The organism is Bradyrhizobium sp. WSM1417, assembly GCF_000515415.1.
Classification (GTDB): Bacteria; Pseudomonadota; Alphaproteobacteria; order Rhizobiales; family Xanthobacteraceae; genus Bradyrhizobium.
In genome coordinates this window covers 7,837,444-7,858,473 of sequence record NZ_KI911783.1, presented here as the reverse complement: position 1 = coordinate 7,858,473, position 21,030 = coordinate 7,837,444, and the positions used below count along the sequence as shown (strand labels likewise).

The following is a 21,030-nucleotide window of genomic DNA, read 5'->3' as shown; positions in this document are numbered from 1 at the left end:
CCGGATCTTGCAATCAGGCCGCCGGCGACGGTCCCTCATCGTCCCCGGCCGCCTGGCGCGGCTCGAGGATGTCGAGATGGATGCCGCCGCAATCGGTGCAGCGCATGGCCCAATACTCGCATCCGGCACGGCCGCCGATCACGCGGAGCACCGTGAGATCGCCATCGCATTCCGGGCAGCTGGACAGCACATTGCGGGTGTAAATCCTCGGCCGCGACGTGTCTTCAAATTCGATGACTGACATGACCGGTTTCCCCCTTTGACCCTGCGCCGTTCCTTGGTCGCCTGCAGTCCCGCTCGCCTATTCGTCGTCGCTGTCGTCGGCTCGCCGGCGGAAGCGATCGATGTGATGCTTGGCATGGGCAATCGCGGCATCGGGATCGGGCCAGGCGAAGCCGACTTCCATGGCCGGAAACAGCACGCCGTCGATGGCAACCGGGCTGAAATCGGCACGCCGGATCCGGGCGTGCCAAAGCCCCTGGCCAGCTTCGAAGGATTCGATGTCAAAGCCGTCGTAGAGGGTCGTCATTGCAGTCCCCAAAATGTTTTGTTCGAGCGCCTTGTTGGAGGGTCAGAACACCACGTTTGCGGATTCTGGGATGTGAAGCCGTTCACAAGCGGCAGGCTTTTTTGTCTGGGGACCAATGAATTCGGTTCCGCAAACTCAGTGCGCTCCCTCTCCCGCTTGCGGGGGAGGGGTGGGGTGGGGGGTGTCTCCACCGAGGGATTTCCAGTGTGGAGAGAGCCCCCACCCCGCGCTTCGCGCCGACCTCCCCCGCAAGCGGGAGAGGTGCACCGCATTCCGGGCTCGCGGCTTCAGCAAACCTGCTCGTGTGGATGATCAGTTCCGCGCGCTGGTGCGGCCGGTGCGCCGGACGGGCCGGCCGGCGGGCTCCGACGCCGCGCGCATGATCCAGCGGCGGAACGCGGCAAAGTCGCGCTGCTCGGTCTGGAAGCTGCGATAGAGCAGGTACCAGCGCATGCCCTTGGGCACCGAGAGATCGAATGGCGCCACCAGCCGGCCGGCGGCGAGATCGTCGTCGATATAGGGCCGGATGCCCATGGCGATGCCGAGCCCGTCGGCGGCGGCCTGAAGCGCCTGGCCGTAGAACTGGAACTCCGGCCCCCGCGCGTTGATACGCGCGAGGTTCGCGGCCTTGAGCCAGATCGGCCAGTCCTCGGGCGAATGCGCGACGCGGATCAGGCTCGGTCCCCGAAGATCGGCCGGGCGCTTCAGCGAGGAAGCCAGGCGAGGCACGCAGACCGGCGTGAGGTCGCCGGCGAACAGCGGCTCGGCGACCAGCCCTGGCCAGTCGCCGGTACCGAGCTGGATGCCGCAGCTCCAGTCTTCGCCGAACGGCACCGACGCGCCGCCGGTGGTGAAGCGCACCTCGATGTCGGGCTCCTCGTTGCGAAACTCCGACAGGCGCGGGATCAGCCAGCGCATCGCGAAGGTGTGGCCGATGCCGATCGTGAGCACGCGGACGCTCGAGGGCGCCGTCACCTGGGCGGTGAGGCTTGCGAGCGCATCGAAGATAGGGGTCAGCCCGCTCTGATAGGCGCGGCCCGCCTGCGTGAGCAGCAGCTTGTTGGCCTTGCGCTCGAACAGCGCGACGCCGAGCCGTTCTTCCAGGATGTGCACCATGCGGCTGACCGCCGCCGCCGATACGCTCAGTTCGAGCCCGGCCGCGGCAAAGCTGCCGGCCCGCGCCGCGGCTTCGAATGCCTTGATGCCGTTGAGAAACAGCAAGCGCCGCAAATGACCGACCCTCAGGAAAGCTGATGCCAGGCCAAGATAACTCAGTTTGCGTGGACGGAGCAAGGCAGGCAGAAATATCGGCGTAATCTAGGCTGATTTGCCGAAGCGGAGGCGGTGCCCTTCGCCTCTCCCCGCGTGCGGGGAGAGGCCGGAATCCAAGCGCAGCTTGGATTCCGGGTGAGGGGGCCCCTCCGCGAGTCCCACTGCTGGTTCCCTTGCGGAGACTCCCCTCACCCCACCCTCTCCCCGCAAGCGGGGCGAGGGAGTGAAGCGCCTTTGCGTCCCTTACCTGCCACCACCGGAGAACATCACGTGACGCCGATCATGATCGCTGCCCTTGGATTGCTGATGGTCGGCACCGCGTTCCTCTCGGGGCTGTTCGGGATGGCGGGCGGGCTGATCCTGATCGGCGTGCTGCTGGCCTTGATGCCGCTGCCGACCGCGATGGTGTTGCATGCGATCACGCAGATGGCCTCGAACGGCTGGCGCGCCTTTCTCTGGCGCGCGCATATCCGCTGGCGGCCGGTCGCAAACTATATGGTCGGCGCCGCTGTCGCGCTCGCGGCGTGGTCGCTCACGCGCTACGTGCCGGACAAGCCGGTCGCACTGCTGCTGCTCGGCATCACCCCGTTCATGGCGCGGCTGCTGCCCGCGAACATCAAGCCGGATCCCGACCGTCTCGGGCAGGGCACCGTCTACGGCACGATCTGCATGGGCCTCATGCTGATGACCGGCGTGTCGGGGCCGCTGCTCGACACCTTCTTCCTCGGCGGCGATTTCGGCCGGCGCGAGAAGGTGGCGACCAAGGCGATGTGCCAGCTCGTCAGCCATTTCACCAAGCTGATCTATTTCGGCGGCGTGATCGACCAGGCGGCGACGCTCGATCCCGTGCTCGCCGGGGTCGCGATCGCGGCCTCGATGCTCGGCACCACGCTGGCGCGGCGCATCCTGGAAGCCATGACCGACCAGCAATTCGTGGCCTGGTCGATGAAGCTGATCACCACCATCGCCTGCTACTACGTCGCCTATGGCAGCTGGCTGCTGGTCCGCACGCCCGTGCTGGCAGCCTTCGACAAGGGAGGTTTGCAATGAGCGAGACTGCCGACCCGCTGGTGCTGGACTTCGTTGAATGGGTTGCGCGCGAGCCGCGCGCCTATGCCGAGGTGATCGCGACCTGGAAGACCTCGTGCCCGCGCCTGACCATCTGGGAAGACGCCGCCGACCGCGGCTATGTCGCGCGCGAGACGATTGCCGGCCTCGGGCTGGTCATCGCGGTGACGGAGGACGGCGAGAGGCTGCTGCGCACGAACGGGCGCTAGCTGTCGCCACATCGTCATTGCGAGCGGAAGCGAAGCAATCCAGAATGTTTCTTCGGCGGCAGTCCTGGATTGCTTCGCTTCGCTCGCAATGACGGAATACGGGAGACCCCTTTGATGTCGCTCAAACTCTTCGAACTCGTCGGCACCGACGCATCGCGACCGTTCAGCCCGTTTTGCTGGCGCACGCGGATGGCGCTGGCGCACAAGAGCCTTTCGGCGGAAACGCTGCCCTGGCGCTTCACCGAGAAAAGCGCGATTGCGCCGCACGGCTCGGAGAAGGTGCCGGTGCTGCTGCATCACGACCAGCCGGTGGTCGATTCCTGGGCGATCGCGACCTATCTCGAAGACAAGTTTCCGGACCGGCCGTCGCTGTTCGGCGGCGAGGGTGGCCGCGCCATGGCGCGCATGCTCAACGCCTGGGGCGACATCGCCATCGTCGGCGGCATCTTTCCCCTGATCATCGCCGACATCCCGAAGAATCTGGACGAGGTCGACGCCGCCTATTTCCGCCAGTCGCGCGAGGCGCGTTTCGGCGGCAAGACGCTGGAAGAGATCATGGCCAGCCGCGATGCCGGCGTGGTCGCCTTCCGCAAATCGCTCGAGGTGATGCGGCAGACCCTGAAGAAGCAGCCCTTCATCGGCGGCGCCGCACCAAACTATGCCGACTACATCGTGTTCGGCGGTTTTCAGTGGGCGCGCGTGACGAGCCCGTTCAAGCTGCTGGAAGCGGATGACCCGGTCTACGCCTGGCGCGAAAAGCTGCTCGATGCGTTCGACGGCATGGCGCGGAAATCCCCGGGGCACGCGGTGTAGTTGTCGCGAGCTGTCTCTCCTCAGCGTCGTCCTGGCGAAAGCCAGGACCCATACCGCGGAATCCATCGATAGCGCTCGGTAGATGTTCCGAACGACGAGTCTTCGCCAAACAACCCCCTGGGAGAATGGGTCCTGGCTTTCGCCAGGACGACGCGGAGGATTACGCTTGCGCTCCATCCGCGCTACGCATCGCCGCCGCCTCGCGTAGGCAAGCCCGGCACAAACAATCCTCGCCCTTGACCGGCATCGGCAGCCGCGCTGTTTCTTCGGCGCACCAGCAGGTGCCTGAGAGGTCGCAGCCGAACTCGGCGCCGCAGCGGGAGCAGGCGAGGCGGCGCGGTTCTTGTACTGGGATTTCTCGCGGATTTGTCATGATTTGCGCAAAAGCTGTGCTGTCATTTTCATGCCGGGTTCATCTCCCGCTGCGGTATATTAGGCCTCGCGCACGTATCAGGAAAGCGGTTGGCAACGCGCGAAGGACATATCGATGAACCGCGATTCGCAAGCCGCGCTCGTCGCGCTCAACCGTTTCGGCTTCGGCGCCCGCGGCGGCGCATCCGGCGATCTCATCAACGCGGCCTCCGATCCTCGCGGTTTTGTGAAGGCGGAACTCGCTCGTCCCAACGCTGTGCTGCTGGAGGCTCCGGGCCTGCAATCCGCGCCGCAGCTCGGGCAGGCCGTGTTCGCCTATCAGGATCAGGTCAAGCAGGCGCGCGAGGCCGCCGCCAAAGCCGGCGCGCCGGCCGAGGCGCCGTCGCAAGCGCCGGCCGATCAGAAGCCCGGACCGCGCCGCAATCTCTCGCTGAACGCCGTGGCAACCGAGATCGCCGGCCAGATGGCCGAGGCCAAACCTACTGACAACAAGCCTGCTGACAATAAGCCGGCGGACAATATGGCCAAGCCGGACAGCATGCAGCCTAACGCGGCGGCGCCGGCTGCCGCAAAACCCGCCCCGCAGCCGCTCAACGTCATCCAAAAAACCTTTCGCGCCGAGGCGTTGGCGCGATTGCAGCGCGCGACCCTGGTCGAATGCGGCTTCACCGAACGTCTGGTCGTGTTCTGGTCCAACCATTTCTGCATCTCCGCCAGCAAGGGCGAGCTGGCACGGATATGGGCCGGCGCGTTCGAGCGCGAGGCGATCAGGCCGCATGTGCTCGGGCGTTTCGCCGACATGCTGAAAGCGGTGGAGCAGCATCCGGCGATGCTGTTCTTCCTCGACAACCAGCAATCGCTCGGACCGGACTCGCGCGCGGGCCAGAACCGCAAGCGCGGGCTGAACGAAAATCTCGCGCGCGAGATCATGGAGCTGCACACGCTCGGCGTTGGCGGCGGCTACACGCAGGACGACGTCACCTCGCTCGCGCGCATCATCACCGGCTGGACCTTTGCCGGCCGGCAGGGACAGCTGGGAGCGCCCGGTTCATTCGTGTTCAACGTCAATGCGCACCAGCCCGGGCCGCAAATGCTGCTCGGCAAGACCTACGAGCCGACCGGCCTTGCGCAAGGCGAAGCCGCGCTCGCGGACATCGCACGCCATCCTTCGACCGCGAATTTCATCGCCACCAAATTCGTCCGCCATTTCGTCGCAGACGATCCGCCGCCGGCGCTGGTGGCGCGATTGCGCGACGTCTTCATCAAGACCGACGGGGATCTCAAGGCACTCGCAACCGCACTGGTCGATTCCGACGAGGCGTGGAAGGCGCCGCTGACGAAGATGCGGAGCCCCTACGATTTCCTGGTCGCGAGCGGCCGGCTGCTCGCGCGCGTGCCGGAGGATCCCGGCGCCTATCTCAACAACCTCAATCTGCTGGGCCAGCCGCTGTGGTCGCCGGCCGGCCCGAATGGTTTCGCCGATACCAGCGCCGCCTGGGCTGCGCCCGAAGGCATCAAGCTCCGGCTCGACATTGCCGCGCAAATGGGCGCGCGGCTCGGGCCCAACATCGATCCGCTCGATCTGTTGGAATTTGCCACCGCAGATGCGGCCTCGATCGAAACGCGGCGCACCATCGAGCGGGCGGAGTCGCGGCAGCAGGCACTGGCGCTGCTGTTGATGTCGCCGGAAATGCAGAGGAGATGATGATGATCGACTGCGTCGAGAACCGGCTCCTCACCTCGCGCCGCGGCCTCCTGCTCGGCGGCGCCTCCTTCGCGGCGTGGGCTTACTTGCCGAAATTCGCGCGCGCCGCGGACGGCCGCGATCCCCGGCTGATCGTGGTGATCCTGCGCGGCGCGCTTGACGGGCTCTCGACCGTCGCACCGGTCGGCGATCCCGATTACGCCGGCCTGCACGGGGCGATCGCGCTCACGGCGGACGGCGCGCATCCCGCGATCATGCTCGACTCCTTCTTTGCGCTGCATCCGGCCATGCCCGAGTTCGCGCGCATGTATCGCGACAGCCACGCCGCGGTGATCCATGCGGTCGCGACGCCTTATCGCGACCGCTCGCATTTCGACGGCCAGGACGTGCTCGAAAGCGGCTATGCCGGACCCGGTCGCGTGCAATCCGGCTGGCTCAACCGCGCGCTGGAGGCGCTGCCGCGCGGCGAGCGGGTGTCGAGTGCTCTTGCCGTCGGCCCCACCACGCCGTTGGTGCTGCGCGGCAATGCGCCGACCGTCGGCTGGGCGCCGGTGGCTTTGCCGCAAGCCGATGACGACACCGCGATGCGTCTGGTCGAGCTCTACCGTCATCGCGATCCCACGCTGGCGGCCGTGCTGTCGCAGGGCCTTCAGCTCGAGAAGGCCGCGAGCGGCGACGACATGAAGCCGAAGCCCGGCAATGCGGTCGCACAGATGCGGCAGGTCGCGCGCGGCGCCGCAAAACTGATGGCGTCCGACGACGGCCCGCGCATCGCGGCGCTCGCGTTCGATGGCTGGGACACGCACGCCAATGAAGGCGGCCCTGTCGGTCGCCTCGCATTCCTGCTCGGCGGGCTCGACGGCGCGCTCGCTGAATTCGAAAGCGGCTTAGGGGAACGCTGGCGAGACACCGTCGTGGTGGTCGCCACCGAATTCGGCCGCACCGCGCGCATCAACGGCACCGACGGCACCGATCACGGCACCGGAACGATCGCGCTGCTCGCCGGCGGCGCGGTGAAGGGCGGCCGCGTCATCGCCGACTGGCCCGGCCTCAAGCCCGCCAACCTCTTCGAGGCCCGCGATCTCAAGCCCACCACCGATCTGCGCTCCGTGATCAAGGGTGTGCTGCAGGACCAGTTCGGCCTGTCCGATCGCGCGCTGGCCGAGACAGTGTTTCCGGACAGCGCGGGAGCACGGCCGATGAAGGGGCTGGTTACTTAACTGCGATTCCGGGCCCGCGCCTTGCGGCGCGTCCTGGAATGACGACATCATCAGCCGAACATCAGGAGACCATCCCCATGTACATCGCCATGAACCGCTTCCGCGTCGCCAAGGGCTCCGAGGCCGCTTTCGAGCAGGTCTGGCTTTCGCGCGATACTCATTTGGACAAGGTGCCGGGCTTCGTCGAGTTTCATCTGCTGCGCGGCCCCGAGCTCGAGGACCACACGCTGTACGCCTCGCACACGGTGTGGGCGAACCATGCGGCGTTCGAGGCCTGGACCAAGTCGGATGCTTTTCGCGCCGCGCATGCGCGGGCCGGCGACACCAAGCCGACCTATCTCGGCCATCCCCAGTTCGAGGGCTTCGAGGTGATGCAGACGGTGGGGCGCGGCGCCAAGTAGCGCGCCACGCCGCAACGATCAGCCCAGCGTGATCTTGTCGATTTCCGCCATCTCCTCCGCACCGAGCTTCCACGCAATCGCCTTCACGTTCTCCTCGACCTGCTCGACGCGGGTGGCGCCGGCAATCACGCTCGACACTTGCGGGCGCGCGGCGAGCCAGGAGAAGGCGAGCTCGAGCATGCTGTGGCCGCGCGCCTTCGCGAAGGCCGTGAGCTTCTCGACGATGTCCTCGTTGCGCGGCGTGACGTAGCGGTCGCGTAGCGCCGGTACCTTGCCGAAGCGCGTATCGGTCGGGGCGGCCGCGCCGCGCTGGTACTTGCCGGTGAGGAGCCCACTTGCGAGCGGGAAGAACGGCAGGAGGCCGAGCTTGTACTCTTGTGCGGCCGGCAGCAGGTCCTTTTCGATGTCGCGCACCAGCAGGCTGTATTCGTCCTGGCAGGAGACGAAGCGGCTGACATTCATCGCGCGTGCGGTGAACTCGGCTTCCGCCAGGCGCCAAGCCGGAAAATTGGAATTGCCGATGTAGCGCACCTTGCCCTGATGGATGAGATCGTCGAGCGCGCGCAGCGTCTCCTCCATCGGCGTCAGCGGGTCGTAATCGTGCTGCTGATAGAGATCGATATAGTCGGTCTTGAGCCGCGTCAGGCTCGCCTCGACTGCGTTCATGATGTAGCGGCGCGAAGCGCCCTGCTTGGTTCCGTCGGCCGCCATCGGCTTGGAGAATTTGGTGGCGAGCACGATATCCTTGCGGCGGTCGCCGAGCACGGCGCCGAGCACCGTTTCCGAACCGCCCATGCCGGCATAGATGTCGGCGGTGTCGAACAGCGTGATGCCGAGATCGAGCGCGCGATGGATCACCTTGCGCGAGGTCTCCAGGTCCGTGCGCTGGCCGAAATTGTTGCAGCCGAGGCCGACCGCAGACACGCGCAGGCCGGAGGCGCCGAGATTACGAATTTCCATGGGAGATCCCTGTCGGAGATGGGCAGGGACGCATTGTGACTGCGGTGCGCCGCCGCAGCAAGCCGTGCGCCGCGTTGCTGCCATGCTGACAAGGAACTGCGGACAACAACTGCCGACAAAAAAATGCGGCCCCTGTCAGACGCGGCGACTGACGGGGACCGCTTTGGGGCGCTTGATCGGTGACGGGGGGCTGACCAGACGCAGCTGCAGCCTAGTCCCGCTATGTTACGCGCAGGTGACAGGCAGAGTTATCCACAGGCGTCGCGATCGCGAGGATCAGAAGATCTTGCGATAGACGATGAACCCGGAACGCTCGGCGACCTTGTCGTACAGGCGCTGCGCCGTGACGTTGGTCTCATGCGTCTGCCAGTACACGCGCGGAGAGCCTGCGAGCTTCGCGCGCTCGTAGACGCCGTGGATCAGCGCCGAGCCGACGCCCTTGCCGCGTGCGGCCTCGGTCGTGAACAGGTCCTGCAAATAGCAGGACGGCTCGATCGCGGTGGTGCTGCGGTGAAAGAGATAATTCGTCATCCCGAGCAGGCGACCGTCGCTCTCGGCGACCAATCCGTGCACCGGCTCATAGGCATCGAAAAAGCGCTGCCATGTCGCGCGCGTGATTTCGGGCGAGAGCGCGGTCGGGCCGGAGCGGCCGTAGAAGGCGTTGTAGCCGTCCCACAGCGGCAGCCATTGATCGTAGTCTTGCCTCGTGACGGAGCGAATGGTGAGCGACATCTGAAATTCCCGCGAGCGATGAGGCGTCCTTCATACGTGATGAGGGGCGTGCCGATCAATCGCGTATCACTCTGCGACGCGCAGATACCGGATCAGCTTGCGGCCCGCGGGATCGCGCAGCGAGCGGTAGTAGTCGGCACGGGACGGCGCGTCGGTGTGGCGCACGAGGTCGGTCACGGGCGTGTAGCTCAGCATGCGCCCGCCATCGGGCAGCGCGGCACAGACGAAGCGCAACACCTCGCCGTTGCGCAAGGCGATGTTGATCGGCGTGGCATCGCCGATCCGCACCATCTCCATGCGCTGTGCGATGAAGGTGCCGAGCTCGTCCTCGGGCAATTCGAACGCGCCGGTGTCGCGGCCGTGATACATCAGCGCGATGAACGGCGGCTTGCCGTCGGCGATGTCGTCCGGCACTGCAAAATAATCGCGGAACGCCCGGTTGATGAATTCGGCGCGCGTCTCGGCATCGAGCAGCACGATGCCGATATCGACCTGGTCGAGCGCGGCCGAGAGCCGCGCGGCGATAGCGTGGCTCCGGCGCTCGGCGGCGAACGTGCCGAGCAGCCGCTGGCGCATCAGGCCGGTGATGCCTGCGGTGCCCGCGGCCGTCGCGGCCAGGAGGCCGAGCCGGATCATGTCCGCCGTGCTAAGGCCTGCAACGCCGTGCCGGCTGAGGAGCAGCAGTGCCGCGCCGATGACGGCGATGGCTGCGCTGGCGACGGCGGAAGCGGGACCCGAGAGCGCGCCGGCGAGCGCCACGATGCAGACAAGCAGCGGCGCGGGCGAGGCAACGGGGACGAAGCGATCAAAAAACATCGCCAGCAGCAAAGTCGCTGCCGTCAGCGCCGGACCGGAGATCGCACGCCATCCCAACCGCATGGGCCTGTCTCGCTCCTCCCTGGACGAGGTAAGGCGGCAACACTGACCGAACATTGCGCCATTGCGATGCGGTTTCGCGCGGTGTGCTTAAAGTGCGCTTTGGCTCATGCGCAAAGCTTTCGGATGATTTTAGACCAAGTGCGCGTGCTTGAGACGTTGTTGCAGCGCGGGCGCATTCAGCGTCGACGTCCCCTGGCCCTTGCGCGTGCCGACGAGGATCAACAGTGATGCCGCGACCAGGATGGCCGCGGTCAGGGTGATTGCAACGATGACCACAGGTGATTTCATCGAAATCCTGTCGCGATGCCAGTCGTCGCGGGCCACGCGGCGCCTTGAAGGCGGGTCCAGGATGAAGCGGGAATCAGACCGGCAGGCCCATCGCCATGGTCGCCTTGGTGGACAGCACCGTCAGGGTGACGATCAGGCACAGCGAGAGCGCGGCGACGGCGAGCGAAGCCGCGACCGCATTGGCCAGCCGGGAAGACGATACGGTAGCGGGTGGGCCCTGAAAGCCTGCCGTGCCGGACGCCCGAATCATGGTCTAAATCCTTCAACGCGCGAGCGAATCACCCGCGACATCGAACAATTTCACTGTTGCAGTCGGCAATATTGCGGCGGCCAGTGGAGCTAAAATGGCGAGATTGCGGCAATGGTGACCGTTATGCCCGCTATTCGCCAGAGCGGGATCGCCCCTCAGGCGCCAGCGGCGATGCTGGCGGGGTCCTCGATGTCGGCCGGCCGCCAGTCCATGGCGACGAAGCCGGGGGCCGCTTCCACGCGCTTCAGCCAGTCCCGGATCGCCGGGAAGGTCGAGAGGTCGAAGTCGCAGCGGTCCGCGAGGTGGGTATAGCCGTACAGCGCGATGTCGGCGACCGTGAGCTGGCGCGCAGCAAAATAGTCGTTGGTCTTGAGGTGATTCTCCATCACCTGGAGCGCGCCATAGCCGCGCTCCATCCAGTCCTCCAGCGAATGAGTCTGCAGGTCGCGGCCGCCCCTCACCAGCGACAGCCAGAAATAGGCCGCGCCGATGTTCGGCTCCAGCGCGTGCTGCTCGAAGAACATCCATTGCAGCGCGTCGGCGCGATCAATGCGATTCTCCGGGGCGAGCGGCGTGCCGACGGCGACGTACCAGAGGATGGCGTTGGACTCGGCGAGATAGCGATCGTCGCCGACCTCGAGCAGCGGCACCTGGCCGGATGGGTTCTTGGCCAGGAAATCCGGGGTGCGGCTTTCGCCGCGCAGAATGTCCACCTCAACCGCTTCGTAAGGCAAGTTCAGCAGCGCCAGCGCAAGGCGGACCTTGTAGCTGTTGCCCGAGCGCTGCATCGAATAGAGCTTGTACATTCTGAGGATGATTCCGGAAGACGGGAGGGCGCGGCGCTTGTTGCCTCGCAACGCGGCTAAACAATGATGCCGATGCGAATCCGCCGCAAGACCCGGCCAATAGAAAAACTCGAAAACCCTACCGCATTGCAATGCGGCGGAAGATCATTTCCGTGCGACCATCCAACTCAGTTCACGCTTGCGTCACCACGCGGCCGCATCGCTCGGAGCATTTGTGTGAGAAGGTCGAACGGTCGTGATCGCCTCGACCGCTGATCTCTCGAGCGCCGGACTGCCGTCAGCTTCATGGGCGTCTTGAAGGGCTCAAAATTGCTCCGAGGACACGCCTTGTCGGATATGTGGGTTTTACCCCGCAAAGTTGCTGAAAATTGCGGGAAATCACGGCTTGATGCGCGCCAGACCCGTAAACTTTTGCGGATCGGACCGAAGTTTCTTGCGGTGCAACGGCACTCGTTTTAGGGTGGCTCATTCCCACAATCGGAGTCGTGAAGCCAAAGGGTTCACGACGCTTGTCAGGAGATGACGATGTCCTTCCTTGCCGCTGCGCTCGACCGTGTGAAGCCGTCCGCGACCATCGCGGTCACGGATAAAGCACGTGCGCTGAAAGCGGCGGGCCGCAACGTCATCGGCTTGGGTGCCGGCGAGCCCGACTTCGACACGCCCGCCAACATCAAGCTGGCCGCGATCCACGCCATCGAAGCCGGCAAGACCAAGTACACCGCAGTCGACGGCATTCCCGAGTTGAAGGAAGCCATCATCGCCAAGTTTCAGCGCGAGAACGGCGTCGTCTACAAGGCGAACCAGATCATCGTCGGCACCGGCGGCAAGCAGGTGCTCTACAACGCGCTGATGGCAACCATGAACCCGGGCGACGAGGTGATCATCCCCGCGCCGTACTGGGTCAGCTATCCCGAGATGGTGGCGCTCGCCGGCGGCGAGCCGGTGCCGGTGGTCTGCACCGCCGCGACCGGCTTCAAGCTCCAGGCCGAGGCGCTGGAGCGCGCGATCACGCCGAAGACCAAATGGGTGATCCTGTGCTCGCCGTCGAATCCGACAGGAGCTGCCTACACCAGGACCGAGCTCAAGGCGCTCACCGACGTGCTGGTCAAGCATCCCCATGTGTGGGTGATGACCGACGACATGTACGAGCACCTCGTCTATGACGACTTCCAGTTCACCACGGTCGCGCAGGTCGAGCCGAAACTCTACGACCGCACGCTCACCGTGAACGGCGTGTCGAAGGCCTATTGCATGACCGGCTGGCGCATCGGCTATGCCGGCGGCCCGGCGCAGCTGATCAAGGCGATGTCGACGATCCAGTCGCAGTCGACCTCGAACCCGTCGTCGATTGCGCAATGGGCCGCGGTTGAGGCGCTGAACGGTCCGCAGGACTTCATCCCGGCCAACAACAAGGTCTTCAAGGAGCGCCGCGACCTCGTCGTCTCCATGCTCAACCAGGCCAAGGGCATCGAATGCCCGCGGCCCGAGGGCGCCTTCTACGTCTATCCGTCCTGCGCCGGCACCATCGGCAAGACCGCGCCGTCGGGCAAGGTGATCGACAATGACGAGACATTCGTCACCGAGCTGTTGGAGACCGAAGGCGTCGCCGTGGTGCAGGGTTCGGCCTTCGGCCTCGGCCCCGCGTTCCGCATCTCCTACGCGACCAAGACCTCGGACCTCGAAGACGCCTGCAAGCGCATCCAGCGCTTCTGCGGCAATCTGCGCTAAGGCTGTCGCGACAAGACATCGAAAAGGCCCGCTTCGAGCGGGCCTTTTTTGTGTTCGATGAGTGAAGTCGGATGGACTTTGCTCGGGCCGACATTCTGCCATGCCCCTCACCCGGATCGCTCAGGCGCGCTTGCGCGCCAGAGCGATCCGACCTCTCCCCGCAAAAGAGCGGGGAGAGGTTTGAGTAACGCCTGGCCGTTGTTCATCGTAAGGGGCGCGCCGATCTCTCACTCCCTCGCCCCGTTCTTACGGGGAGAGGGTGGGGTGAGGGGCTCTCTCCGCGAACTTGCTTTTAGACGCGTTCGATCTGGCCCCCTCAAAACTATTGTGGCATAGACCATCGCGCATCACGGGTAGGGCGCTCTCTCTGCTCGCATCACATTCATCGCCGGAGACATTCATGCGCCGTTCACTCCTCCTCGCCGGGCTCACAGTTGCGAGCCTCGTTGCCTCCGTTGCGGACGCCAGCGCGCAGTCTCGGATGGTGCAGGTGGGCGTGCTCGAATGCCGCGGCGGCGCCAGCGTGGGCTTCATCGTTGGATCGGTGACCCATCTCGGCTGCGTGCTGCGGGTCGATGGTTTGCCGGACGACCGTTACGTCGCGACCATTCGCAAGGTCGGCCTGGATATCGGCATTACTCAGGAGACGGCTTTGGCGTGGGGGGTGTTCGCGCCGGTGAACCGACTCGGACCGGGCGACCTCGCCGGCACCTATGCCGGTGCCCAGGGCAGCGCCTCGGTCGGCGTCGGCCTCGGCGGCAACGTGCTGGTCGGCGGCTCCAACAATTCGATCGCGCTTCAGCCGCTCAGCGTGCAGGGCCAGGTCGGCCTCAACGTCGCTGCGGGTCTGGAGAGCCTGGAACTGCGCCCGGGCCGTTAACAAGTCCGTGTGTGAAACGCGTCGCTCCGAAGCGATTCCGGCAACGACGCACCGCAGCGACGTTTGATGCTTGCCAAATCTCGGGGACGGGCAGAGCATCGGCCTTTGCCGACCCAATCATGGGCCGAGCTCCACACCAAGGAGGCGGCGAAATGGGACAAGATGTCAGAAGTCCCCGAGGTCCACGGTGCATCGCGCTGGTGGGCCCTTTCCAAAGCGGTAAAACCACACTTCTCGAAGCGATCATGGCACGAACCGGCGCAATCCCGCGCGCCGGCAGCGTCGATGCCGGAACCTCCGTCGGCGACGCCACGCCAGAGGCCCGTCATCACAAGATGACCGTCGGGCTGACTGCCGTCACCACGAGTTTCATGGGCGACAGCTACACCTTCCTCGATTGTCCCGGTTCCGTCGAATTTGCCCACGACATGCGCGCCGCGCTGCCCGCCGTAGATGCCGCAATCGTGGTCTGCGAAGCCGACGAGAAGAAGCTGCCGCAGCTTCAGATCATTCTGCGCGAGCTGGAAGAGCTGAAGATCCCGCGTTTCCTGTTCCTCAACAAGATCGACCGCGCCAACAAACGCATCCGCGAGACGCTTGAGATGCTCCAGCCCGCATCGCGCGTGCCGCTGGTGCTGCGCCAGATCCCGATCTGGAAGGACGAGCTGATCGAAGGCTTCGTCGATCTCGCGCTGGAGCGCGCGTTCATCTACCGCGAGCACAAGGCCTCCGAAGTGGTCGCGCTCCAAGGCGGCGATCTCGATCGCGAGAAGGAGGCCCGCTTCTCGATGCTGGAGAAGCTCGCCGATCACGACGATGCGCTGATGGAGCAGCTGCTCGAGGACATTCAGCCGCCGCGCGATGCCGTGTTCGACGATCTCGCCCGCGAATTGCGCGACGGGCTGATCTGCCCTGTGCTACTCGGCGCCGCCGCACGCGAAAACGGCGTGCTGCGTTTGATGAAAGCGTTGCGCCACGAGGCGCCAGGTATCGCGGAGACCGCAAAACGTCTCGGCGTTCCCGAGACCAGGGACGCCCTCGGCTTCGTCTTCAAGACGCTGCATTCGCAGCACGGCGGAAAGCTGTCGCTGACGCGGATGCTCGCCGGCCATCTCGACGACGGTGCCACGCTGCAATCCTCCTCGGGCGGAGCCAGCCGCATCTCCGGCATCCTCGCCGTCACCGGAGCCTACGACACCAAGCGTGCCGCGGCGGAAGCCGGCGACACGGTGGCGCTCGCCAAGCTCGACCCGATCAAGACCGGCGACACGGTCTCGAACGGCAAGACCCAGCCGGCAGCGCTCGCCGCCAGCGAGCCCACTCCGCCGGTGCTCGCGATCTCGGTTGCGGCCACCGACCGTAAGGACGACGTCAAGCTCGGCCAGGCGCTGATGCGCCTGCACGAGGAGGATCCCTCGCTCGTCTTCGTGATGAACGCGCAGACCCACGACACCGTGCTGTGGGGGCAGGGCGAGATGCATCTGCGCGTCGCGAGCGAGCGGCTACGCGACCGTTTCGGCGTCAAGGTCGCCTCGCATCCGCCCGCGATCGGCTATCAGGAAACCATCCGCAAGCCGATCGTCCAGCGCGGCCGTCACAAGAAGCAATCCGGCGGCCATGGCCAGTTTGGCGATGTCGTGCTCGACATCAGGCCGCTGCCGCGCGGGGAGGGCTTCAGGTTCGCCGAGAAGGTAGTCGGCGGTGCGGTGCCGCGCAACTATATCGGCGCGGTGGAGGAGGGCGTCGTCGATGGGCTTGCGCGTGGCCCGCTCGGTTTCCCGGTCACCGATTTGCAGGTGACGCTGACCGACGGCTCCTATCACAGCGTCGATTCCTCCGACCTCGCCTTTCGCACGGCGGCGCGGGTCGGGCTCAACGAAGGCCTGCCGCAATGCCAGTCGGTGCTGCTGGAGCCGATCCACGTGGTCGAGATCGTCTGCCCGACCGACGCCACCGCCAAGATCAACGCGATCCTGTCGGCGCGGCGCGGCCAGATCCTCGGCTTCGACACCCGCGACGGCTGGAGCGGATGGGACTGCGTCCGCGCCATGATGCCGGAAGCGGAGATCGGCGAGTTGATTGTCGAACTGCGCTCGGCCACGGCAGGCGCCGGCAGCTTCACCCGCCAGTTCGACCACATGGCCGAAGTCACGGGGCGCGCCGCCGACCAGATCATCGCCGCGCATCAACACGCGGCGTGATCGGTCTGCCGAAGTAAGGGACGAAGCACGGTCTCACTCCCTCTCCCCGCCCTTTCGCGGGGAGAGGTTAAGGGCTTGCGTTCGGCGGACAATGACGTATTTTACATCATTGTACATGCTTCAGATATCACTTATAAACGCTGACACGTGAGGCTAAGGTGATCACGTCGTTCCAGATGCGGGCAGCGCGCGCGCTGCTCGGCATTGACCAGAGGGCCTTGGCGGAGCTTGCAGGCGTATCGCTGCCGACCATTCAGCGGATGGAGGCGAGCACCGGCAACGTTCGCGGCGTGGTCGAGACCTTGATGAAGGTCGTCGAAGCCTTCGATCGGGCCGGCGTCGAGCTGATCGGCGAACAGGCGCGCAGCGAAGGCGGCGGACGTGGCGTTCGGCTGAGGGAGCCGGGGCCGCCGCGTCGGGTGGGGGCGTGATCCCGCAATGATCATGCTCGGGAGCAGATCTAACTAACGCACCGTCGCGCCCCGATACGCGGCCGCACGATGCATCGGAGCGTTGTGAGCATGAGCATCACAGGCGAACACGCAGGCAAGCTGCACCAGCTTCGTCGGCCGACCTTTACCGAACTCTATCTGCCAAAGCTCGTCACCGTATGGCGCGAGGGCTACGGCTGGTCGGATTTCCGCGCCGATGTGTTCGCGGGCCTCACGGTCGCGATCGTCGCGTTGCCGCTGTCGATGGCGATCGCGATCGCCTCGGGGGTGACGCCGGACCGCGGACTCTACACCGCCGTTGTCGGCGGCTTCATTGCCTCACTGCTCGGCGGCAGCCGCTTCCAGATCGGCGGTCCCGCCGGCGCCTTCATCGTGCTGGTTGCGGCGACCGCCGACCGTCACGGGGTCGACGGCGTGATCCTGGCCACGCTGATGGCGGGCCTGTTCCTGATCGCTGCGGGCTTCCTGCGGATCGGCACCTATATCAAGTTCATTCCGTATCCGGTGACGGTCGGCTTCACGGCCGGCATCGCTGTCATCATCTTCGCGAGCCAGCTGCGCGATCTCGGCGGCATCACGCTGCTCGCGAAGGAGCCGAGCGAGTTCGTTCCGAAACTGGTCGCGCTTGCCGGGGGCCTGCACACCGTCAATCCGTCGGCCGTCGCGGTCGCGATCGTCAGCATTGCCATCATCGCCGGCCTGCGACGCTGGCTGCCGTCCTGGCCGGGTATCCTGATCGCGGTCGTGCTCGCGGCGGTCGCATGTGCCGTGCTGTCGCTGCCGGTCGAGACCGTCGGCTCGCGCTTCGGCGGCATTCCGCGCGAACTGCCCTCGCCGGCCTTGCCTGCATTCTCGCTCGCGAAGGCAACCGCCGTGCTGCCGGATGCGATCTCCTTCGCGCTGCTCGCCGCCATCGAATCGCTGCTGTCGGCGGTGGTGGCCGACGGCATGACCGGTCGCCGTCACCGCTCCAATTGCGAGCTGGTGGCGCAAGGCGCCGCCAATGTCGGCGCGGCGCTGTTCGGCGGCATTTGCGTCACCGGGCTGATCGCGCGTACCGCGACCAACATCCGCGCCGGCGCGCGGGGGCCGCTCGCGGGCATGTTGCATTCGATCTTCCTGCTGCTGTTCATGCTGATCGCAGCGCCGCTGGCGAGCTACATCCCGCTGGCCGCGCTCGCCGCCGTGCTCGTCGTGGTGGCCTGGACCATGGCAGAGAAGCACGAATTCGCGACGCTTCTGCGCTCCTCATGGGGCGATGCCGTCGTGCTGCTCGCAACCTTCCTGCTCACTATCTTCCGCGATCTGACCGAGGGCATTCTGGTCGGCTTCGCGCTTGGCGCGGTGCTATTCATCCATCGCATGGCGGAAATGACCGGCATCGAGGAACGTTCGCCGATGGTGGCCGCCGATCGTCCCGATGACGAAAATGGCGAGCGCGTGCCTTACGATCCCGCGCTCGCGGTCGATCGCGACGTGCTGGTCTATCGCATCACCGGCGCGTTCTTCTTCGGCGCGGCCTCGGCGATCGGCAGCGTGCTCGACGGCATCGCCGACAAGCGCAAGGGATTCGTGGTCGATTTCGCCGCGGTGCCGTTTTTGGATTCGACCGCGGCCAACGTGCTCGGCCGCGTCGCCGCCAAGGCCCACCGCCAGGGCATCCGGTTGTTCATCACGGGGGCGTCGCCTGCGGTCCGCCGCGCGCTGCTCACCCATGGCGTCACGCCGCCGCGCGCGCGTTATCGTGAGACCATCGCGCGTGCGGTCGCCGACATCAAGGGCGGCGCGGCGCACCCCGTGGCCGGTGACGCGGGCACGACCTGACATCGAGCCTCTCCCGAGACGGCCCGCGCGCTTGACAGGGCCTGCGGGACGCGAAATGGATCGCCTCCGAAACGACCCGAGGGGAGGACGACCGTGACCAAGGCTCCCGCAGCCTGTCTGATCGGATGGCCAGCCGCGCATTCGCGCTCGCCGCTGATCCATCGTTACTGGCTGCGCACGCTCGGGATCGAGGGCGGCTATGTCATCGAGGCGGTTCCACCGGATAATTTACGCGACTTCGTGCTGCGGCTGTCGCTGCGCGGCTTCGTCGGCGCCAACGTCACCATCCCGCACAAGGAAGGCGTGCTTGAGCTCTCGACACCCGATGCCCGCGCGCGGGCGGTCGGTGCGGCCAACACGCTGTGGTTTGCGGACGGCGAGCTGCGCTCGACCAACACCGACGTCGAGGGCTTCATCGGCAATCTCGATGCCAGCGCGCCCGGCTGGGACGGAGCCGAAGAGGCGCTGGTGCTCGGCGCCGGCGGCTCCTCGCGCGCCATCGTGTTCGGGTTGCTTGAACGCGGCATCAGCTGCGTCCATCTCGCCAATCGCACCATCGCCCGGGCCGAGATGCTTGCAGGGCAGTTCGGGGCGAAGGTGCATCCTGTTGCCTGGGACGGCATAGACGACATCCTGCCGCGTGCAAAACTTCTCGTGAACACGACCTCGCTCGGCATGCACGGTCAGCCTTCACTCGACCTTGACGTGGCGCGCCTGCCGGATGGCGCCGTGGTCGCCGATCTCGTCTATGTCCCGCTGGCGACGCCGCTGCTCGCGGCCGCAGAGGCGCGCGGGCTGAAGACCGCCGACGGGCTCGGCATGCTGCTGCATCAGGCGGTCCGCGGCTTCGAGCTGTGGTTCGGCCAACGGCCGCAGGTCACGGCCGAGCTGCGCGCGCTGGTCGAGGCCGATCTCACAAAGACTTGAGAGAATAGCGCGTAATCTCCGGAGTTCTATGTCCGTAGGACAATAGGGCGCAATCGGAGACCATCATGTCTGTTCAACGTGCAACTTTCACACGTCCGCTCATCGCCGTCGCGATGGTGGCCGTCTCGACCCTCTCGGCACTTGCGCAAAGAGCGCCGGTGCCGACGCGCGTGCGCGGCACGATCGAAAGCGTCAATGGCGACACGATGCAGGTCAAGGCGCGCAGCGGCGAGGATGTCAAGCTGCACATCGCCTCCGACGTGAACGTGTCGGGCATTACCAGGATTTCACTTGCCGACATCAAGCCCGGCTCCTTCGTCGGCGCCACCACCGTGCCGGGACCGGACGGCGGCGCGAACGCGGTCGAGGTCCACGTGTTTCCGGAGAGCATGCGCGGCACCGGCGAAGGCTCGCGCCCCTATGACCTCAAGCCCAACTCCAGCATGACCAATGCGACCGTGTCGGAGAGCGTGGTCGGCAATGACGGCCATATGCTGCTGGTCAAGTACAAGGACGGCGAGAAGAAGGTGTTCGTGGCCGGCAATACCCCGGTGGTGACCTTCGTGCCCGGCGACAAATCCGATCTGAAGGCCGGCGCCAAGGTGATCGCCTTCATGAAGCAGCTGCCGGACGGTTCGTTCGAAACCAACCGCGTCAGCGTCGGCCGCGACGGCCTGACGCCGCCGATGTAAATGGAGACTAACAACATGTCGAAGAGAAGCTGGATATCACATGTCGGCGTGGCGGCGTTCGCCGCCTGCATCGTCACGTCATCCGCCTTCGCGCAGCAGACGCCGACGGTCCGCATCCGCGGCACCATCGAGAGCGTCGACGGCAACACGCTCGGCATCAAGACGCGCGAAGGCAGCGACGTGAAGGTGCGCATGACCGACAACGTCGCCGTCTTCGCGGTGGTGAAGACGTCGTTGTCGGAGATCAAGGACGGCTCCTATATCGGCGTCACCGGCCTGCCGGAGCCCGACGGCACCCAGAAGGCGATCGCGGTGCACATCTTCCCCGAAAACCAGCGCGGCGCGGCCGAAGGTTTTCGTCCCTGGGACGCGCGCGCCAACTCGACCATGACCAACGCCACCGTGGCGCAGACGGTGAAGGGCACCGACGGCCAGAACATCACGGTCAAGTACAAGGACGGCGAGAAGAAAGTCGTGGTGCCCCCGGACACGCCGATCGTCACCTTCGTGGCCAGCGAAAAATCCGAGCTCAAGCCCGGCGCCAAGCTGATCATTTTCGGTGCGGTGAAGAGGGACGATGGTTCGCTGGAAGCCAACCGCGTCAATGTCGGCCGGGACGGGGTGACGCCGCCGATGTGACCACTGCGCGTCGTCCTTGCGAAGGTTAGGGACGCGCAATCCTCTCACTCCCTCGCCCCGTTCTTACGGGGAGAGGGTGGGGTGAGGGGCTCTCTTCGCGAATTCAGCTTTGATTGTGGGGCATCACGGGAGTCGGATGGACTTCCATCTTGGCACCAGCGTGCCTTGCCCCTCACCCGGATC

At 65.7% G+C, this 21,030-nt stretch carries 24 protein-coding genes; 14 read left to right on the top strand and 10 right to left on the bottom strand.

The annotated features are described in order from the left end of the window. Positions 1 to 13 precede the first annotated feature (13 nt). The 3 genes from BRA1417_RS0138470 to BRA1417_RS0138460 all read right to left on the bottom strand — a co-directional run bounded on the left by BRA1417_RS0138470 (position 14) and on the right by BRA1417_RS0138460 (position 1,759). Complete coding sequence (locus BRA1417_RS0138470; RefSeq protein WP_027520348.1) at positions 14 to 244, bottom strand: hypothetical protein; 231 nt, start codon at positions 242 to 244, stop codon at positions 14 to 16. 57 nt (positions 245 to 301) lie between these two features. Next, complete coding sequence (locus tag BRA1417_RS0138465) at positions 302 to 529, bottom strand: hypothetical protein (protein ID WP_007596778.1); 228 nt, start codon at positions 527 to 529, stop codon at positions 302 to 304. A gap of 312 nt (positions 530 to 841) precedes the next feature. Beyond that, positions 842 to 1,759, bottom strand: a complete 918-nt coding sequence (locus tag BRA1417_RS0138460) for a LysR substrate-binding domain-containing protein (protein ID WP_027520347.1) — start codon at positions 1,757 to 1,759, stop codon at positions 842 to 844. A gap of 312 nt (positions 1,760 to 2,071) precedes the next feature. Here BRA1417_RS0138460 and BRA1417_RS0138455 point away from each other — a divergent pair, with 312 nt between their 5' ends. The 3 genes from BRA1417_RS0138455 (at position 2,072) to BRA1417_RS0138445 (ending at position 3,891) form a co-directional block, all read left to right on the top strand. Continuing rightward, the gene (locus BRA1417_RS0138455; protein WP_027520346.1) at positions 2,072 to 2,851 is read left to right on the top strand and encodes a sulfite exporter TauE/SafE family protein; all 780 of its coding nucleotides are present in this window, start codon (positions 2,072 to 2,074) and stop codon (positions 2,849 to 2,851) included. After that, positions 2,848 to 3,078 (top strand): hypothetical protein, encoded by a 231-nt coding sequence (locus BRA1417_RS0138450; RefSeq protein WP_027520345.1) that lies wholly within the window; start codon positions 2,848 to 2,850, stop codon positions 3,076 to 3,078. Before BRA1417_RS0138455 ends, BRA1417_RS0138450 begins: the two co-directional genes overlap by 4 nt. Positions 3,079 to 3,192: 114 nt before the next feature. Continuing rightward, a complete protein-coding gene (locus BRA1417_RS0138445) occupies positions 3,193 to 3,891 on the top strand; it encodes a glutathione S-transferase family protein (RefSeq protein ID WP_027520344.1) in 699 nt (232 codons plus the stop codon). Between the two features lie 160 nt (positions 3,892 to 4,051). Here the strand turns inward: BRA1417_RS0138445 and BRA1417_RS45895 are convergent, their stop codons facing one another. Further along, positions 4,052 to 4,264 carry a cysteine-rich CWC family protein gene (locus tag BRA1417_RS45895; RefSeq protein ID WP_084462437.1) on the bottom strand — a complete coding sequence of 71 codons (213 nt, stop codon included), beginning with the start codon at positions 4,262 to 4,264 and terminating at the stop codon, positions 4,052 to 4,054. Positions 4,265 to 4,378: 114 nt separating this feature from the next. On the opposite strand from BRA1417_RS45895, the gene BRA1417_RS0138440 reads away from it, so the two are divergent. The 3 genes from BRA1417_RS0138440 (at position 4,379) to BRA1417_RS0138430 (ending at position 7,589) form a co-directional block, all read left to right on the top strand. Then, the gene (locus tag BRA1417_RS0138440; RefSeq protein WP_027520343.1) at positions 4,379 to 5,968 is read left to right on the top strand and encodes a DUF1800 family protein; all 1,590 of its coding nucleotides are present in this window, start codon (positions 4,379 to 4,381) and stop codon (positions 5,966 to 5,968) included. A gap of 2 nt (positions 5,969 to 5,970) precedes the next feature. Continuing rightward, positions 5,971 to 7,188, top strand: coding sequence for a DUF1501 domain-containing protein (locus BRA1417_RS0138435; protein WP_027520342.1), 1,218 nt, complete (start codon positions 5,971 to 5,973; stop codon positions 7,186 to 7,188). Positions 7,189 to 7,265: 77 nt separating this feature from the next. Beyond that, complete coding sequence (locus BRA1417_RS0138430; protein ID WP_007596764.1) at positions 7,266 to 7,589, top strand: antibiotic biosynthesis monooxygenase; 324 nt, start codon at positions 7,266 to 7,268, stop codon at positions 7,587 to 7,589. A gap of 18 nt (positions 7,590 to 7,607) precedes the next feature. Here the strand turns inward: BRA1417_RS0138430 and BRA1417_RS0138425 are convergent, their stop codons facing one another. The 6 genes from BRA1417_RS0138425 to BRA1417_RS0138400 all read right to left on the bottom strand — a co-directional run bounded on the left by BRA1417_RS0138425 (position 7,608) and on the right by BRA1417_RS0138400 (position 11,504). Continuing rightward, on the bottom strand, positions 7,608 to 8,549 hold the full coding sequence (locus BRA1417_RS0138425) for an aldo/keto reductase (RefSeq protein ID WP_027520341.1): 942 nt from the start codon (positions 8,547 to 8,549) through the stop codon (positions 7,608 to 7,610). 276 nt (positions 8,550 to 8,825) lie between these two features. Further along, entirely contained in the window at positions 8,826 to 9,281 is a 456-nt protein-coding gene (locus tag BRA1417_RS0138420; protein ID WP_027520340.1) for a GNAT family N-acetyltransferase, read from the bottom strand. Positions 9,282 to 9,347: 66 nt separating this feature from the next. Further along, positions 9,348 to 10,160, bottom strand: coding sequence for a PAS-domain containing protein (locus tag BRA1417_RS0138415; RefSeq protein ID WP_027520339.1), 813 nt, complete (start codon positions 10,158 to 10,160; stop codon positions 9,348 to 9,350). A gap of 129 nt (positions 10,161 to 10,289) precedes the next feature. After that, positions 10,290 to 10,484: a hypothetical protein gene (locus BRA1417_RS41565; RefSeq protein WP_035969076.1), complete on the bottom strand. Its 195-nt coding sequence runs from the start codon at positions 10,482 to 10,484 to the stop codon at positions 10,290 to 10,292. A gap of 37 nt (positions 10,485 to 10,521) precedes the next feature. After that, positions 10,522 to 10,698, bottom strand: a complete 177-nt coding sequence (locus BRA1417_RS45195; protein ID WP_198034906.1) for a hypothetical protein — start codon at positions 10,696 to 10,698, stop codon at positions 10,522 to 10,524. A gap of 155 nt (positions 10,699 to 10,853) precedes the next feature. Beyond that, entirely contained in the window at positions 10,854 to 11,504 is a 651-nt protein-coding gene (locus BRA1417_RS0138400; protein WP_007614765.1) for a glutathione S-transferase family protein, read from the bottom strand. Between the two features lie 525 nt (positions 11,505 to 12,029). Between BRA1417_RS0138400 and BRA1417_RS0138395 the strand changes: the two genes are divergently transcribed. The 8 genes from BRA1417_RS0138395 to BRA1417_RS0138360 all read left to right on the top strand — a co-directional run bounded on the left by BRA1417_RS0138395 (position 12,030) and on the right by BRA1417_RS0138360 (position 20,847). Then, on the top strand, positions 12,030 to 13,232 hold the full coding sequence (locus BRA1417_RS0138395; RefSeq protein WP_007614764.1) for a pyridoxal phosphate-dependent aminotransferase: 1,203 nt from the start codon (positions 12,030 to 12,032) through the stop codon (positions 13,230 to 13,232). Positions 13,233 to 13,632: 400 nt separating this feature from the next. Continuing rightward, positions 13,633 to 14,112, top strand: coding sequence for a DUF992 domain-containing protein (locus tag BRA1417_RS0138390; protein WP_027520338.1), 480 nt, complete (start codon positions 13,633 to 13,635; stop codon positions 14,110 to 14,112). A 152-nt stretch (positions 14,113 to 14,264) separates the two neighbouring features. After that, positions 14,265 to 16,313, top strand: a complete 2,049-nt coding sequence (locus BRA1417_RS0138385; RefSeq protein WP_027520337.1) for an elongation factor G — start codon at positions 14,265 to 14,267, stop codon at positions 16,311 to 16,313. A gap of 158 nt (positions 16,314 to 16,471) precedes the next feature. Then, positions 16,472 to 16,744: a helix-turn-helix domain-containing protein gene (locus BRA1417_RS0138380; protein WP_027520336.1), complete on the top strand. Its 273-nt coding sequence runs from the start codon at positions 16,472 to 16,474 to the stop codon at positions 16,742 to 16,744. A gap of 90 nt (positions 16,745 to 16,834) precedes the next feature. Then, positions 16,835 to 18,589 (top strand): SulP family inorganic anion transporter, encoded by a 1,755-nt coding sequence (locus BRA1417_RS0138375; protein ID WP_027520335.1) that lies wholly within the window; start codon positions 16,835 to 16,837, stop codon positions 18,587 to 18,589. A gap of 93 nt (positions 18,590 to 18,682) precedes the next feature. Next, complete coding sequence (locus tag BRA1417_RS0138370) at positions 18,683 to 19,516, top strand: shikimate dehydrogenase (RefSeq protein WP_027520334.1); 834 nt, start codon at positions 18,683 to 18,685, stop codon at positions 19,514 to 19,516. A 65-nt stretch (positions 19,517 to 19,581) separates the two neighbouring features. After that, positions 19,582 to 20,208, top strand: a complete 627-nt coding sequence (locus tag BRA1417_RS0138365) for a hypothetical protein (protein WP_027520333.1) — start codon at positions 19,582 to 19,584, stop codon at positions 20,206 to 20,208. Positions 20,209 to 20,223: 15 nt separating this feature from the next. Further along, a complete protein-coding gene (locus tag BRA1417_RS0138360) occupies positions 20,224 to 20,847 on the top strand; it encodes a hypothetical protein (RefSeq protein ID WP_027520332.1) in 624 nt (207 codons plus the stop codon). Positions 20,848 to 21,030 lie beyond the last annotated feature (183 nt).